Source organism: Campylobacter sp. 107 (genome assembly GCF_002383835.1).
Taxonomy (GTDB): Bacteria; Campylobacterota; Campylobacteria; order Campylobacterales; family Campylobacteraceae; genus Campylobacter_D; species Campylobacter_D jejuni.
Window position 1 is genome coordinate 113,093 of sequence record NZ_NXBA01000027.1, and the last position, 14,799, is coordinate 127,891.

Annotated in this window: 18 protein-coding genes and 1 pseudogene; 13 read left to right on the top strand and 6 right to left on the bottom strand. The window is 29.2% G+C overall.

Features of this window, described 5'->3' with window-relative positions; translation table 11 throughout:
* Positions 1-2 precede the first annotated feature (2 nt).
* Positions 3-608, top strand: coding sequence for a dethiobiotin synthase (locus BGS40_RS04965; RefSeq protein ID WP_002816248.1), 606 nt, complete (start codon positions 3-5; stop codon positions 606-608).
* Here BGS40_RS04965 and BGS40_RS04970 read toward each other — a convergent pair.
* A complete protein-coding gene (locus BGS40_RS04970; protein WP_002873471.1) occupies positions 595-1,878 on the bottom strand; it encodes an adenosylmethionine--8-amino-7-oxononanoate transaminase in 1,284 nt (427 codons plus the stop codon). The genes BGS40_RS04965 and BGS40_RS04970 overlap by 14 nt on opposite strands.
* A 67-nt stretch (positions 1,879-1,945) precedes the next feature.
* Here BGS40_RS04970 and BGS40_RS04975 point away from each other — a divergent pair, with 67 nt between their 5' ends.
* Genes BGS40_RS04975 through BGS40_RS05005 form a run of 7 tightly spaced genes read left to right on the top strand, consistent with a single transcriptional unit; the run spans position 1,946 to position 7,125 of the window.
* Positions 1,946-3,088: an aminotransferase class I/II-fold pyridoxal phosphate-dependent enzyme gene (locus tag BGS40_RS04975; protein WP_052793964.1), complete on the top strand. Its 1,143-nt coding sequence runs from the start codon at positions 1,946-1,948 to the stop codon at positions 3,086-3,088.
* Positions 3,085-3,696 (top strand): pimeloyl-ACP methyl esterase BioG family protein, encoded by a 612-nt coding sequence (locus BGS40_RS04980; protein ID WP_057096012.1) that lies wholly within the window; start codon positions 3,085-3,087, stop codon positions 3,694-3,696. Before BGS40_RS04975 ends, BGS40_RS04980 begins: the two co-directional genes overlap by 4 nt.
* Positions 3,693-4,379, top strand: a complete 687-nt coding sequence (bioC, locus tag BGS40_RS04985; protein WP_041160011.1) for a malonyl-ACP O-methyltransferase BioC — start codon at positions 3,693-3,695, stop codon at positions 4,377-4,379. Before BGS40_RS04980 ends, bioC begins: the two co-directional genes overlap by 4 nt.
* 50 nt (positions 4,380-4,429) lie before the next feature.
* Positions 4,430-5,179, top strand: coding sequence for a molybdate ABC transporter substrate-binding protein (gene modA, locus BGS40_RS04990; RefSeq protein WP_087704332.1), 750 nt, complete (start codon positions 4,430-4,432; stop codon positions 5,177-5,179).
* Positions 5,176-5,577, top strand: coding sequence for a TOBE domain-containing protein (locus tag BGS40_RS04995; protein ID WP_086032015.1), 402 nt, complete (start codon positions 5,176-5,178; stop codon positions 5,575-5,577). Before modA ends, BGS40_RS04995 begins: the two co-directional genes overlap by 4 nt.
* Positions 5,570-6,244 (top strand): molybdate ABC transporter permease subunit, encoded by a 675-nt coding sequence (modB, locus tag BGS40_RS05000; protein WP_002872407.1) that lies wholly within the window; start codon positions 5,570-5,572, stop codon positions 6,242-6,244. Before BGS40_RS04995 ends, modB begins: the two co-directional genes overlap by 8 nt.
* Positions 6,241-7,125, top strand: a complete 885-nt coding sequence (locus BGS40_RS05005) for a sulfate/molybdate ABC transporter ATP-binding protein (protein WP_096738456.1) — start codon at positions 6,241-6,243, stop codon at positions 7,123-7,125. Before modB ends, BGS40_RS05005 begins: the two co-directional genes overlap by 4 nt.
* Here the strand turns inward: BGS40_RS05005 and BGS40_RS05010 are convergent, their stop codons facing one another.
* The 5 genes and pseudogenes from BGS40_RS05010 to surE form a co-directional block, all read right to left on the bottom strand.
* Positions 7,126-7,944 (bottom strand): CPBP family intramembrane glutamic endopeptidase, encoded by an 819-nt coding sequence (locus BGS40_RS05010; RefSeq protein WP_096738457.1) that lies wholly within the window; start codon positions 7,942-7,944, stop codon positions 7,126-7,128.
* 112 nt (positions 7,945-8,056) lie between these two features.
* Positions 8,057-8,803, bottom strand: coding sequence for an OXA-184 family class D beta-lactamase (gene blaOXA / locus BGS40_RS05015; protein ID WP_096738458.1), 747 nt, complete (start codon positions 8,801-8,803; stop codon positions 8,057-8,059).
* A gap of 35 nt (positions 8,804-8,838) precedes the next feature.
* Positions 8,839-9,249 (bottom strand): annotated as a pseudogene (locus tag BGS40_RS09385) (GNAT family N-acetyltransferase).
* Positions 9,233-9,892, bottom strand: coding sequence for a tRNA threonylcarbamoyladenosine dehydratase (locus tag BGS40_RS05020; protein ID WP_079261549.1), 660 nt, complete (start codon positions 9,890-9,892; stop codon positions 9,233-9,235). Before BGS40_RS05020 ends, BGS40_RS09385 begins: the two are co-directional and overlap by 17 nt.
* Positions 9,882-10,658, bottom strand: a complete 777-nt coding sequence (gene surE, locus BGS40_RS05025; RefSeq protein ID WP_002854555.1) for a 5'/3'-nucleotidase SurE — start codon at positions 10,656-10,658, stop codon at positions 9,882-9,884. Before surE ends, BGS40_RS05020 begins: the two co-directional genes overlap by 11 nt.
* A 253-nt stretch (positions 10,659-10,911) precedes the next feature.
* Between surE and BGS40_RS05030 the strand changes: the two genes are divergently transcribed.
* From BGS40_RS05030 to greA, 5 genes are all read left to right on the top strand, one after another.
* Complete coding sequence (locus BGS40_RS05030; protein ID WP_257841702.1) at positions 10,912-11,910, top strand: MFS transporter; 999 nt, start codon at positions 10,912-10,914, stop codon at positions 11,908-11,910.
* Positions 11,882-12,208: a hypothetical protein gene (locus tag BGS40_RS09725; RefSeq protein ID WP_251815797.1), complete on the top strand. Its 327-nt coding sequence runs from the start codon at positions 11,882-11,884 to the stop codon at positions 12,206-12,208. Before BGS40_RS05030 ends, BGS40_RS09725 begins: the two co-directional genes overlap by 29 nt.
* Positions 12,209-12,349: 141 nt before the next feature.
* A complete protein-coding gene (gene peb3, locus BGS40_RS05035) occupies positions 12,350-13,102 on the top strand; it encodes an AcfC family glycoprotein adhesin PEB3 (RefSeq protein WP_087692081.1) in 753 nt (250 codons plus the stop codon).
* Between the two features lie 96 nt (positions 13,103-13,198).
* Positions 13,199-14,293, top strand: coding sequence for a lipid-A-disaccharide synthase (lpxB, locus tag BGS40_RS05040; RefSeq protein WP_052793971.1), 1,095 nt, complete (start codon positions 13,199-13,201; stop codon positions 14,291-14,293).
* Between the two features lie 11 nt (positions 14,294-14,304).
* The gene (gene greA, locus BGS40_RS05045; RefSeq protein ID WP_052773700.1) at positions 14,305-14,790 is read left to right on the top strand and encodes a transcription elongation factor GreA; all 486 of its coding nucleotides are present in this window, start codon (positions 14,305-14,307) and stop codon (positions 14,788-14,790) included.
* Positions 14,791-14,799: the final 9 nt, after the last annotated feature.

The window sequence follows — 14,799 nt, forward strand, 5'->3', positions numbered from 1 at the left end:
TTGTGCAAATTTATGTAAGTGGAATACATACTGATGTAGGAAAAACACATTTTAGCGCAGCTTTTTGTGCGAATTTTAACTATGATTATTTTAAACTCATTCAAGCAGGAACTCCAACAGATAGCGAGTTTATTGCAAAATTTAGCCCAAAAACAAAGATTTTTAAAGAAGGTATTTTTTTGCAAACTCCAGCTTCTCCTCATCTTGGAAAAATCAAAGAAAAGCTTGATTATAAAGCCTTAGATATCATTTTACCAAAAAGCAAAAACCTACTTATTGAGCTTGCGGGTGGGCTTTTTTCTCCTATGGATGAAAATTACACTATGATTGATTTTGTGAATATTTTCAAACACCCTACGATTTTGGTAGCAAAATACTATCTTGGAAGTATTAATCATATCTTGCTTAGCATTGAAGCTTTAAAGCAAAGAAATATCAATCTTTTAGCCCTTGTAATGATGGGTAAAAAAGATATCTTACAAGATGATTTTATAAAAAATTATGCAAAAATTCCTATAATCAATCTTGATTTTTTTGATGAAAATAGCATTTTAAATAAAGATTTTAAAGAGCAAATGCAAGAAATTTTACAACTTAAAATTCCTTAAAAATCTGCTCTAAACTCTCTAGCACATAAACGATTTGTTCTTTTGTGATGATGTAAGGGGGCATAAAATAAATCGTATTTGCTAAAGGTCTTAAAAGCAAACCTTTTTCTAAGGCTTTTTGAAATACAAAAAGTCCTACGCGTTTATACTTGGTGCTTAAAATATCAAAAGCACTGATCATCCCGCAAGTTCTAAAATTACCCAAAAAGTCAAATTTTTCAAGTCTTGAAAATTCTTTTTTGATAAACTCGCTTAAAATTTGATTTTTTACTAAAATATTTTCATCCTCAAAGATATCTAAAACCGCATTTGCTGCCGCGCAAGCTAAGGTATTTCCCGTATAGCTATGAGAATGTAAAAAAGCCTTTTGGCTTTCATAAGTATCATAAAAAGCATTATAAATTTCATCTCTTGTAAGCACTACAGAAAGTGGCATAAATCCACCCGTTATCCCTTTTGAAAGGCAGATAAAATCGGGGCTTTGTTTGCATTGATGTAAGGCAAACAAAGTTCCTGTGCGTCCAAAGCCCACTGCAATTTCATCAAAAATCACTTGCACTCCAAATTTATGGCAAAGCTTTATGGCCTCATCAATAAACCCTGCTTCATACATATGCATATTTCCTGCACATTGCACCAAGGGTTCAAGTATAAAAGCACAAATTTCACTTGCATTTTTTTCTAAAATATCTTTTAAAATTTCAAGCTCTTTAGTGTAGTCTTTGCCTTGTGGCACAGGCGTGCTTAAACACTCTAAAAGCAAGGCTTTATAAGTATCTTTATAAAGCGCTACATCGCCCACACTTAAGGCTCCTAAGGTTTCACCATGATAAGAATTGCTTAAAGATAAAAATTTACTTTTTTTCACTCCCTTATTTAAATGATAATGAAAACTCATCTTAAGTGCTACTTCAATAGCACTTGAGCCATTATCTGCATAAAAACATTTATTAAAATTCCTGCCTACTTTTTCGCAAAGTCTTGCAGAAAGCTTGATGATGGGCTCATGTGTAAAGCCTGCTAAGATCACATGCTCTAGCTTATCAACTTGTTTTTTAATGGCATTTGTGATTTTTTCATTACAATGACCAAAAAGATTGACCCACCAAGAACTCACACAATCCATATAAGCTTTATCATCAAAATCATAAAGCCATACACCTTTTGCTTTTTTTATAGGAATTAAAGGTAGGGTTTCGTGATCTTTCATTTGTGTGCAAGGGTGCCAAATATGTTTTAAATCGAGATTTTTTAAGATTTGATTTTGCATTATAACTTCTTTTTTAAAAATATTTTGGCAAAATAATACTTTAAATTTTTAAATTTACAGGAAAAAAATGAAGCTTGAAAAAATTTTGCAAGATCTAGAGCAAAATCATAATCTAAGAACTCTAACGCCTTTAAAACATGAAAATAAATTTGTTTATAAACAAGATCAAAAACTTTTAAATTTAGCAGGAAATGATTATCTTTATTTGGCGTCTTCTAAAGAGTTAAAAGCTGAGTTTTTAAACACCCTAAAAGAACAAGATTTGTTTTTTTCAAGTTCGAGTTCAAGAAGTTTGAGTGGAAATTTTGAAATTTATGAAGAATTAGAAAGTTTTTTAAAGACTAAATTTAAAGATAAGGAAATTTTACATTTTAATAGTGGCTATCATTTAAATATCTCTTGTATAGCAGCACTTTCTAGCATTTCTAAGACGCTTTTTTTAGCTGATAAATTTATTCATGCAAGTATGATTGATGGCTTAAGACTTGGTGGAGCTGATTTTTTTCGTTTTCACCATAAAGATATAAATCATTTAGAGAGTTTAATCCAAAAACATTATGAAAATTATGAAAATATCATCGTTTTAAGCGAAGCTTTGTTTAGTATGGATGGAGATTTTAGCGATTTTAAAACTTTGTGTGAGCTTAAAAAACATTATGATAAAATTAAGCTTTATATAGATGAAGCACACAGCGTGGGTTGTTTTGATAAAGAGGGTTTGGGGCTTGTTAAAAAACTAGCCTTAGAAAATGAAGTGGATTTTTTGGTTTTTACCTTTGGAAAAGCCCTTGCTTCCATAGGTGCTTGTATGATATGTGATGAAAAATATAAAAAATTTTTCATCAACAAAGCTAGAGCTTTTATTTATTCTACAGCCTTGCCACCTATTAATGTAGCTTGGACACAATTTATTTTTAAAAAAATACCTTGTTTTAAGAAAGAAAGAGAAAAATTAGAACTTTTAAGCACTTTTTTTAAAAGTAAATTGCAAGAAAAAAATCACACTGTTTTAGGCGATGCTTATATCATTTGCTTACTTTTAGGTGAAAATAAAAAAGCCTTAGAAATTTCACAAAAACTCCAAAAAGCTGGATTTTTTGCTCCTGCGATCAAAGAACCTACTGTGCCAAAAAATACAGCTAGAATTCGTTTTTCTTTGCACGCAGGACTTAACACAGAAGAACTTGAAAGGATAATAGAGCTTTTATGAAATATGAATTTTTATGTAAAAATCCTGATTCAAAAAAACTTATAGTGGTATTTGGAGGGTTTGCTTCACATCCTAGTCATTTTTCGCATTTAAAAAGCGATAAAAATGTGATTTTATGTTATGATTATAAAAATTTTGATTTAAATTTTGATTTCAAAGCTTTTGATGAACTTTTTTTAATCGCTTTTTCTATGGGAGTTTGCGTAGCAAATAGACTTTTAAAAGAGCTTCATTTTAAACAAAAAATAGCCATAAATGGCACAAATTTAGGCATAGATAAATTAAAAGGAATTCATCCTACAATTTTTAAAAAAAACCTGCAAAATTTTAAATTAAAATATTTTAAAGAAGTTTTATTTGAAGAACACAAAAGCTTAGCCAAAGATTTTATTTTTAAAGATGAAAAATCTTTGAAAATAGAGCTTGAAAAACTTTTTGACTTTGCTTTAATAAAACAAGAAGAAAATTTGCTTTGGGATAAGGTTTATTCAAGCAAAGAAGATGAAATTTTTCCACCAAATGCCTTGAAAAATAGTTTTAAAAATTTGATTTTTTTAGATGAACCGCATTTTGCTTTTTTTCATTTTAAAACTTGGGATGAGCTTTGAATTTTTTAAAAGCAAAAGATTATGAAAAACATGCAAAAGTGCAAGATTTCATGGGTTTAAAACTTTGTGAAATTTTAAAAGATTTAAAAATTTCACATTTTGAAAAAGTGTTTGAATTTGGTTGTGGTAGGGGTGAATTTAGCAAAAAACTTCAAAATTTCATTACTTTTAATGAGTATTTAAAAAACGATATTTTAAATTTTAAAGAAAATTCTAATATTTTAATTTTTGATATGAATGAAATTGCAAAACAAGATTTAAGTAAAGAGAAATTTGATCTTATTGTTTCAAATGCAACTTTGCAATGGCTTGATTTAAAACGCATTATACTAAGTCTTAGAGATATGCTAAATCAAAATGGAATTTTACTTCTTTCTACTTTTGCAAAACAAAATTTAAAAGAAATCAAACAAAGTACGGGTTTTGGTTTAAATTATTTTAGCTTAAATGAATTAGAACAAATTTTTAAAGTCTATTTTAATGAGGTAAAAATTACTCAAGAACTCGTAGAATTAAGCTTTGATAATGCTTTAGATGTTTTTAGACATTTAAAATTAAGCGGGGTAAATTCTTTAGGATTTTATCCTTTAAATAAAGGTTTTTTAAAAGAATTTGAAGAAAAATTTCAAAACAAACTCACTTATCATCCTGTCTTTATTTTATGCAAAAATGATATAAAATGATTTTTTTGTGTTATAATCCAAAAATTAAATTTTTACACAAGGAAAACTAAATGAAAAAGTTTATAGTATTTTTTGGGATTTTGCTTTTTGTTTCGTGTTTAAATGCACAAAATTTAAGCATTTTCGTGGCTTCTTCAGCTTCAAAGGCAATGAGTGAAGTTAAAGATGAGTTTTTGAAAACACATCCAGAAGATAAAATAGAATTGGTTTTTGGTGCTTCTGGAAAATATTATGAGCTTTTAAAACAAGGAAGAGAATTTGATCTCTTTTTTTCAGCGGATACCAAATATGCTAAGGCTATTTATGATAATAAAAATGCCTTAATAAAGCCAAGAGTTTATGTTTTAGGAGTTTTGGCTTTGTATAGTTTGGATAAAAATTTACTCCAAGGAGGCGTTGAAAATTTAAAAGAAAAGGCAGGTAAAATCACGCATCTAAGCATAGCCAATCCTAAAGTAGCTCCTTATGGAATAGCGGCTAAAGAAGTGCTTGAAAATTTGGATTTAAATGAACTTTTTAAAGACAAAATCGTTTTAGGTGAAAATATCTCAGTGCCTGTTTTACATGTAGATAGCAAAAATGTAGATATAGCTATAGTGGCTTATTCTTTAGTTTCTCCTATCAATCATCCTAAAGGTAAAACAAGTATTATTAATCCAAAGTATTTTAGCCCTTTAGAACAAAGTTATGTCATCACAAAATATGCTAAGGATAAAAAATTAGCCTTTGAATTTAGCGAATTTATTGGCTCTTCAAAAGCAAAAGAGATTTTTAAAAAGTATGGATTTAGCACACCATGAACCTTATAAAAGGACAAATTTATGAGCTTTTAAATCAAGAGGATATAGTTATTGTTAAAATACTTTCTAAAGAGGTGATTTTTAGTGTTTTAATGCTTGAATTAAAATCTTTAGAAAATTTAAAAATTGGTGCGAGTGTAGAACTTCTTTTTAAAGAGCATGAGCTTTGTTTTAGCACAAGTAAAACTCTTTTAAGTGTTGAAAATTCTTTTTTAGCTAAAATTACGAAAATTAAAAAAGGCAAACTTTTATATCAAGTATTTTTTGATTTTAAAGGTAACGAGCTTTCTGGTATCATCACCAAAGAAAAAGCTTTAGAACTTGAAATTTGTGAAAATCAAGAATGGCTTTGTTTTGTAAAAGCAAATGATATTGTATTAAGGAGTCATAGTGCTTGATCCAGCTTTTTTACAAACCCTTTATCTTACTTTTAAACTTGCTTTTATCACGACTTTTATTCTTTTTTTTATTGGTGTTTTTTTAGCTTATTTGTTAAGTTTTGTGCGTTTTCCTTTTAAAACAATCCTTCAAAGCTTTATTTCTCTACCTTTAATCTTACCTCCTAGTGTTTTGGGATTTTATTTGCTTGTAACTTTTTCGACTAATAGTTTTTTAGGGCAAGTTTTAAAAGAATATTTTAATCTTTCTTTGGTTTTTAGTTTTGAAGGTCTTGTTTTTGCTTCTTTGATTTTTTCTTTGCCTTTTATGGTAAATCCTTTGCAAAGTGCCTTTTCATCGATTAATCCAAATTTGCTCGATGCTTCTTATAGTTTAGGTAAAAGTAAAATTTATACTCTTTTTAGAGTAATTTTACCTAATTCTAAAGCAGGAATTTTTAGTGCTTGTGCGATGAGTTTTGCTCATACTGTGGGTGAATTTGGAGTAGTGATGATGATAGGAGGACATAAACAAGGTGAAACTTTAGTGGCTAGTATAGCTATTTATGATGAACTTGAAATCTTAAACTATAGCTTAGCCCATCAATATGCTTTTATATTGTTTATTTTTTCTTTTTTAGTACTTTTTAGTCTTTATTTTATCAATAAAAAAATGAGTTTTCAATGATAAGAATTGATATCAGTCATCCTATGAATACCGCTAAAGGAAGGCTAGATTTAAATTTTAAAAAAGATATAGAATCAGGAAAAATTACTGCACTTTTTGGCGAAAGTGGAGCAGGAAAAACCACTCTTTTAAAAATCATAGCGGGACTTATAAAGCCTAAATTGGGGCGTATAGAAGTAGATAATGAACTTTGGTTTGATTCTTCAAAAAATTTTAGTTTAGCTTTACAAAAAAGAAAAATTGGTTTTGTTTTTCAAGATTATGCGCTTTTTCCAAATATGAATGTAAAAGAAAACATCGCCTATGCCGCTAGTTCTAAAGCAAAGGTTAGCGAGCTTTTAGCCTTAATGAAGCTTGAAAATTTAGCTAAAATTTATCCTAAACATTTAAGCGGGGGGCAGGCACAAAGAGTAGCTTTAGCAAGAGCTTTAGCAAGAGAACCAAAAATCTTGCTTTTAGATGAACCTTTGAGTGCTTTGGATTTTAAAATGCGTGCAAATTTACAAGATGAATTAACCAAGATTTTAGAGTATTTTAAAATAAGTACTTTATTGGTAAGTCATGATCTAGCTGAAATTTATAAGTTAAGTCATAGAATTTTAGAGCTTAAAAACGGAAAAATTATTAAAGATTTTCCTAAAAATGAATTTTTTACTCATTCAAATATCAGCGCAAAATTACGCTTAAGTGCAACTTTGCTAGAAATTAAAAAAAGTGATATTTTAGTGGTTTTAACCTTGCTTTTAAATCAAGATATTATTAAAATCACTCTTAGTGAAGAGGAATTTCTAAAAGCTTATCAAGATATAAAAATAGGCGATACTCTCGTACTTTCAGTAAAAGCTTTCAATCCTTTAATTCTTAAACAACATATAACTTGATTATGATTTTAAATAAAAAGGATAAGTAAAAAATATCAAATGAATTAAATTTAATCCACAATGAAATAATACACTTATCCATAAACTTTTGTTATATTTATATGCTAATCCATATATAATTCCAGCTAAACTCGCAAAAATAATCATTAAAATTCCACTTCTATAATGAATCAATCCAAAAGCTATACTTGCTATCAATAAAGCAAAATTTGGATTTAAAATTTGAGAGAGTCTTTGTTGAAGATAACCTCTAAAATACACTTCTTCAACCAAAGCTACCAATAAAACATTAGAAAATAAAAAATAGGGTAACCACCAAGGTAAGCTAAATTCAAATTTCAAAACATTGAAATACCAAGGTATAGATAATAAAAATAAAGGACTTAAAATTAATAAAATCCATTTTAATAACGAAGCTTTTGTGTAATTTTCATTTGTAAATAACATAGGCAATAACAAAAACAATATAAATACACCTATAGGTTTATCAAAATTAAAGTATAAAGTAAATGGTGCACTATTTTCACTTGCATAAACCTTATCTAAAACTTTTATATTATTAATTCCTGGTATAAAATGTAAAAATAAACCTATACAAAAAACAAACAATATCAATTCTAAAATAAGTGATTTTTTATATCTATAATATAAAGCCAACCCAAATGCAATAATATTAATTACTATAAAAGTGATATTAATTATCTTAAAATAATAAGCAAAAAATACACTAATTATAAAAAATAAATAAGCTGTTTTAATTTTATTAAAAGACAACAAAACCAAGGCAAGTGCTAAAAAAGCATAAGTTACCATAGACATCTAACATTCCTCTTAAATAAATTTAATATAATCAGTATTTTATATCTATTTTTCTTAAAAACTATTATATTGCGATATTTTGATCATTAAACAATTTCTTATAAAAGCTTAATTAGTTTAAAGAATAAATATATTTTTCTAGCAATTCTTCTCTTATTTTAAGATTTTTAATATTCTTTATATCAACATTTAAGGCAAAAGATAAAATTTTGTTTTTACTCTCTATAAATCCGACAATCCAAGCCAAATTTACACCATCATTAAAACCTGTTTTAGCATAAATTTTTTGGATTTTATCTTCTTTAAAAAGAATAATTTTTTTAACTTCTTCTTGACTTTTCTTGGAAAAAGGTAAAGAATTTTGTGAAAGTTTAAAAAGCAAATCAGCTTGATTTTTTGCAGAAATTTGTAAAGAATTATCCAACCAAAAGGTATCGATTTTTGAAATTTTTGTATTTCCATAGGAAAGTTTATTTAAGCTTTCTTGCATGGTTTTAAGTCCTATTTTTCTTGCCAATTCTTTAAAAGCAGGCACTTGAGAGCGTTTTATGGCTGAGCTTAAACTAGCATCTTGTTTCCAAGAGGGCAAAAATACTTTTTCACCTTTATAATGATAAAAAATTTCCTTTGTATCTTTAACTACACCATTATCAAGCGCAATCAAAGCATTAAAAATTTTAAAAGTCGAAGCAGGAGAAAAAGGTTCTTTAGCTCTTTTAAAATCATTACTTGCATAATGTTTTCCATCAAAAGTTATAAAAACTCCGCTTGTATTGTAGTCTTTAAAAAAATCTTTTAATTTATCATTTGCCAAAGCAAAAGAGTAAAAAAGACTAAAAAGTAAAAGTATTTTTTTCAATTTATTTCCTTTTTCATGAAGAAATTTTTTAATTCTTATTGATCTCTTATAACAATGTTTTCTTTGATGATTTTAAATCCTGCTTTTAAAAAGAAATTTTTAGCACTAAGGCTAGCAAAAGCGTAAATTTCACTATAAGGATAGCATTTAAGAGTAAATTCCAATAAAGCTTTAATAAACCTTGATGAGCATAGTTTGCATGAATAAAGCAAAGATCGAGTGTTTTTTCTTCTAATATTTATACTTATAAAATATATGATTTGGCCTTTTTCTTCATAAACAAAGCCTAGTTGATTTTGAAATTTTTCTTCTCAAGTTTTTTGGTTTATATTAATCCAAACATGAATTTGTTCTTTTGTGTAATCATTTTTACAAAGAGTGGATACGTTTTGCTTACAAAGCTTGATACAAGAAGCTAAATCTTTTATATCAAGCTTTCTTATCAAGTACTTTCCTTAAAGCCAAAGAAGCTAAAGCAAGTCCAAAAGAAGCTGTTACACCCATAAATGAACCAAGGTCTTTACAATGAGCTTCTTCATCAGAAAACACCACATCAAAATTTCCCTTAAAGCCTGATTTTCTAAGCTCATAACGAAATTTTTTCGCTAAAGCATCGCCGTGAGTTTTAAAAATACTTGTAGTTTTAATGCGTGTTGGATCAAGCTTTCTAGCTCCACCTGTTGAGGAGATAAAAATTTGTTTTTTAAAATCTATAAGATGAGCCAAAGCTACTTTTGCAGGAATATCATCAATGGCATCTATGATAAGATCAAACTCGCTTAAATCAAAATTTTTTAAAAAATTTTCATCGATTTTACTGACTATACCTTTAACCTTATAAATTCTTTCAAATACTTTAGCCTTTTCTTCGCCTATATTTTCGCTATGAATTTGGCGATTTTGATTGGTAATTTCAAATTTATCCGCATCGATTAAAGTAAGGTTTTTAAAACCACTACGATAAAGCGCATCAACGCAAATTCCACCCACTCCACCAAGTCCGCAAACCAAAACTTTTGTTTGTGAAATTTTTTGAAATTTTTCTTCTCCAACTAGCCATTTTATACGTGTAAATCTATCATTCATCATTTGCCTTTAACCATTTTTTAACTTTTTTCATTCTTTCATAAGCTGTAAGATCCAGCATTATAGGTGTTATTGTAGCGTAGCCTTTTTTAAGTAAGGCAATATCGCTATTTTTCTCATCTTCAAAGTCTAAATTCGCCGCTGCAAGCCAATAGTACTCCACTCCTCGTGGATTGACATTTGAATGGGCTTCAAAATTATAAACCCTTTTGCCTGCTTTACAAATTTTAATGCCTTTGATTTTTGATTTTGCAGGAAAATTGATATTTAAAAATTCTTTTTTTTCCAAAGGAAAACCTTTATCAAAAATATTTTGAATGATTTTTTTGGTAATTTGTAAAGCATTTTTATAGTCTAGTTCTTTTTCGCTTTTTTTATAAAATTGAGAAAGAGCGATAGCAGGAATTCCTTGTAAAACCGCCTCCATAGCTCCTGCGCAAGTTCCTGAGTAGGTAATATCCTCGCCTACATTAGCACCTTTATTAATCCCACTTATTACAAGATCAGGCAAACGCTTTTTGTATAAAGCATGCAAAGCAAGATAAACACAATCTGCTGGAGTGCCATCATCAAGTTTGTAAAATCTTTTTCCCACTTTAACAAAACGCAAAGGTTTGGTTAGGGTTATAGAGTGCGAACAAGCTGATTTTTCACTAGCAGGAGCTACTATGGTAATCTTGGCTTTAAATTCTTTTGTTAACATCTTAATGAGTTTTTTAAGTCCTTCGCTTTCATAACCATCGTCATTAGTGATAAGAATTTCTTTCATTGTCTTCCTTGCAAAAGATAAAAATCTGGATTTTAACATATTTTTTTAAAGCTTCATAGTATAAAATTTTAATTTTAAATTATATAAATTTCGTATTATTTTTAATTATTTTTTTATTTTATATCGATTAACATTATTTAAACTATAAAAATATAAAGTTAGTAAGGATGGTTTAAATATGTTTGATTTTTTCAAACCTAAGGCAAAAGCTATTAAATTTCCTCTTTAGGAAATTTTACCTAGATATTACAAAATGAGAACTTGGAGTTTAAGTGGGTTTTTTATAGGATATATGGGATATTATCTTGTGCGAAATAATATCACTCTTTCAACTCCATTTATACAAAATCAACTTAATCTCAGTAAATCAGACATCGGAACAATCACAGGCTCAATGCTTATAGCTTACGGGATTAGCAAGGGTGCAATGAGCGTTATAAGCGACAAAGCTGATCCTAAAAAATACATGGCTTTAGGTCTTATTTTATGTGCTCTTGTAAATGTTTTACTTGGTTTTTCAAATTCTTTTTACGCTTATGTAGGTTTTGTTATCGCGCTTGGGGTTTTTCAAGGTATGGGGGTAGGTCCTTCTTTTATCACTCTTGCAAACTGGTATCCTAAAAAAGAGCGGGGAATTTACACGGCCGTTTGGAATATCTCACATAATATAGGAGGCGGGATAGTTGCTCCTATAGTTTCGCTTTCAGGTTTTGCTTTAGCAGCATTATTGGGTGTGAGTATGGCAAATTTTAACGAAACATATTGGCACATGAATCATTTTTATACTCCTGCTGCTTGTGCAATTATCATTAGTCTTTATGTGCTTTATGCAGTTAAAGGAAGTCCTAAAAATGAAGGTTTAGTTGATATTACTGAAATCAATGAAATGCGAGAGATTAAAACAGAAGAAATCAAAGCTATAGAAACTCCAAATTTAAGCAGTTTTGAAATTTTTTATCGTTATGTGCTTAAAAATAAAAATGCTTGGCATGTGGCTTGGATGGATACTTTTGTTTATATGGTGCGTTTTGGGCTTATTTCTTGGCTTCCTATTTACTTGCTAGAAACAAAAGGCTTTAATAAAGAACAAATGGGTATTGCCTTTTGGCTTTTTGAATGGGCTGCTATACCTTCTACTTTACTTGCAGGATATATTTCAGATAAAATTTTTAAAGGCTATAGAATGCCTTCTGCTATAGGCGCCATGGTGGATGATTTTCTTTATGATTATTGGATATTTTACTTCAAATAATCTTTATATGGTTATTTTCTTTGCAGCTATGGCGGGATGTTTAGTCTATATACCACAATTTTTAGCAAGTGTGCAAACTATGGAAGTCGTTCCAGCTTTTGCAGTAGGATCTTGTGTAGGACTTCGTGGCTTTATGAGTTATGTAGTCGGCGCTTCACTTGGAACAAAAGCTATAGGTTGGGCTGTGGATTACTATGGTAGTTGGAATGCTGGTCTTATCATACTCCTTAGTGCTTGTATTCTTTGTATACTTTGTTCTACTTTATGTCATTTTAGCGCTAAAAAGAAGCATCAATAACAATTTTAAATTTTGCTTGCAAAAATACCAAGCAAAAGTTAGATTTTAATAATATTTTTGTTACATTATAACTATTTATTAACATATAATTTCTAAAATCTTACCTTCAATCAATAAAAATTTATCATAAAAGGAAATACTATGAAAAAAATTATTACTTTATTTGGTGCATGTGCCTTAGCTTTTAGTATGGCAAATGCAGATGTAAACCTTTACGGACCAGGTGGCCCACACACGGCCTTAAAAGATATAGCAAACAAATATAGCAAAAAAACAGGCGTTAAAGTAAATGTAAATTTTGGCCCTCAAGCGACTTGGTTTGAAAAGGCTAAAAAAGATGCAGATATTTTATTTGGCGCTTCAGATCAATCGGCTTTAGCTATAGCGAGTGATTTTGGAAAAGATTTTAATGTGAGTAAAATCAAGCCTTTATATTTTAGAGAAGCCATCATACTTACTCAAAAAGGTAATCCTTTAAAAATCAAAGGTTTAAAAGATTTGGCTAATAAAAAAGTAAGAATCGTTGTGCCTGAAGGTGCTGGAAAGAGCAATACTTCTGGAACTGGAGTTTGGGAAGATATGATAGGTAGAACTCAAGATATAAAAACCATACAAAATTTTAGAAACAATATCGTGGCCTTTGTTCCAAATAGTGGAAGTGCAAGAAAGCTTTTCGCACAAGATCAAGCCGATGCTTGGATCACTTGGATTGACTGGTCAAAAAGCAATCCTGACATAGGAACTGCCGTAACTATAGAAAAAGATTTGGTTGTTTATAGAACTTTTAATGTGGTAGCTAAAGAAGGTGCGAGCAAAGAAACACAAGATTTTATTGCTTATTTAAGTTCTAAGGAAGCTAAAGAAATTTTTAAAAAATACGGCTGGAGAGAATAAACCTTCATACACGCTTTTTAGCGTGTATTCTTGCATAACTTCTTTTAATTAAGCCAAAATAAGATAAAATGTTTAAAATATTGATAAGGAAATTTTTTGAAAACCTTTTTAGTTTGTGCTTTAGAGCCTTCAGCAAATTTGCATTTAAAAGAAGTTTTAAAAGCTTATAAAAAAGATTTTGGTGAATTTGAACTTCATGGGATTTATGATGAGAGTTTATGCAAAGAATTTGATTTAAATTCTAAACCACTTTATAGCTCACATGAATTTAGTGCTATGGGTTTTATAGAAGTTTTACCTTTGATTTTCAAAGCAAAAAAAGCTATAAAAGAACTTGCAAATTTAAGCTTTACTCAAAAAATAAATGGGATTTTATGTATAGATTCGCCCGCTTTTAACATACCTTTTGCTAAGGCTTTAAAAAAAGCAGGCAGTAAAATTCCACGCATTTATTATATCTTACCTCAAGTTTGGGCATGGAAAAAAGGTCGCATACCCATCATAGAAAGTCATTTTGATGTGCTAGCTTCTATTTTACCTTTTGATAGTGAGTTTTTTAGCAAAAGCACTTATGTAGGCCATCCGCTTTTAGATGAGATAAAAGAATTTAAAAATGAAGATGATATAAACAATATACTTTCAAAAAAAGATGATGAAAAAACTATAGCCTTTTTACCAGGTTCAAGGCGTAGTGAAATTAGGCGTTTGATGCCTATTTTTAAAGAACTTTCTCAAAAATTTAAGGGTGAAAAAATTCTTTGTATTCCCCCATTTAATCTTAAAAAATTAGAAATTTATGGTGATATTAGTGAATTTAAGATAGAAAGTAACACTCCAAAAGTGCTTAAAAAAGCTGATTTTGCTTTTATTTGTAGTGGTACAGCTACTTTAGAAGCAGCTTTGGTGGGAACTCCTTTTGTTCTTGCTTATAAGGCAAAGGCTATCGATATTTTTATTGCAAAACTTTTTGTAAAATTAAAACATATAGGACTTGCAAATATTTTTTGTGATTTCGCTGGAAAAGAAGCCTTAAATCCTGAATTTTTACAAGATAAAGTCAATGTTTTAAATTTATATGAAGCTTACAATAAATATGATTATAAGGCATTTTTTGCTAAAGTTGATTTTTTAAAAGAATATTTACAATTTGGAAGTGCTAAAAATTTAGCAAAAATCCTAAACGAAATATAAAAGGGTAAATCATGCAAAAAGAACCAATGAGTCAATTTGGCTATGATAAGTTAGCCGCAGAATTAAAAGATTTAAAAGACAATCAACGCCCTGCCGTTGTAATAGAAATCGATACAGCAAGAAGTCATGGGGATTTGAAAGAAAATGCTGAATACCATGCTGCAAGAGAAAAACAAGCTTTGATAGAAAGTCGTATTGCAGAGCTTAGTGACTTGCTAGCAAGAGCTCAAGTAATCGATCCTTCGAGCTATGAACACGATAGTGTGAAATTTGGTTCAAGTGTTGTGATCATGGATTTGGATACAGAAAAAGAAAGCAAATATACTCTAGTAGGAATTTGCGAAGGAAATTTAGATAAGGGTTATATTTCCATCGCATCTCCAATAGCAAGAGCTATGCTTGGGAAAAAAGAAGGGGATGATTTTAAAGTGCGTTTGCCAAAAGGTGAGAGTGAATTTGAAATCCTTTCTATAAATTATGAGCCTTTAAAATTTTAAGGATAAAAA

Bases quoted from the DNA above. Each gene is read 5' to 3' on its own strand.
- BGS40_RS04970 (WP_002873471.1), bottom strand. From the start codon at position 1,878: ATGCAAAATCAAATCTTAAAAAATCTCGATTTAAAACATATTTGGCAC.
- BGS40_RS04975 (WP_052793964.1), top strand. From the start codon at position 1,946: ATGAAGCTTGAAAAAATTTTGCAAGATCTAGAGCAAAATCATAATCTA.
- BGS40_RS04980 (WP_057096012.1), top strand. From the start codon at position 3,085: ATGAAATATGAATTTTTATGTAAAAATCCTGATTCAAAAAAACTTATA.
- modA (WP_087704332.1), top strand. From the start codon at position 4,430: ATGAAAAAGTTTATAGTATTTTTTGGGATTTTGCTTTTTGTTTCGTGT.
- BGS40_RS04995 (WP_086032015.1), top strand. From the start codon at position 5,176: ATGAACCTTATAAAAGGACAAATTTATGAGCTTTTAAATCAAGAGGAT.
- BGS40_RS05005 (WP_096738456.1), top strand. From the start codon at position 6,241: ATGATAAGAATTGATATCAGTCATCCTATGAATACCGCTAAAGGAAGG.
- BGS40_RS05010 (WP_096738457.1), bottom strand. From the start codon at position 7,944: ATGTCTATGGTAACTTATGCTTTTTTAGCACTTGCCTTGGTTTTGTTG.
- BGS40_RS05020 (WP_079261549.1), bottom strand. From the start codon at position 9,892: ATGATGAATGATAGATTTACACGTATAAAATGGCTAGTTGGAGAAGAA.
- surE (WP_002854555.1), bottom strand. From the start codon at position 10,658: ATGAAAGAAATTCTTATCACTAATGACGATGGTTATGAAAGCGAAGGA.
- BGS40_RS05030 (WP_257841702.1), top strand. From the start codon at position 10,912: ATGAGAACTTGGAGTTTAAGTGGGTTTTTTATAGGATATATGGGATAT.
- BGS40_RS09725 (WP_251815797.1), top strand. From the start codon at position 11,882: ATGATTATTGGATATTTTACTTCAAATAATCTTTATATGGTTATTTTC.
- peb3 (WP_087692081.1), top strand. From the start codon at position 12,350: ATGAAAAAAATTATTACTTTATTTGGTGCATGTGCCTTAGCTTTTAGT.
- greA (WP_052773700.1), top strand. From the start codon at position 14,305: ATGCAAAAAGAACCAATGAGTCAATTTGGCTATGATAAGTTAGCCGCA.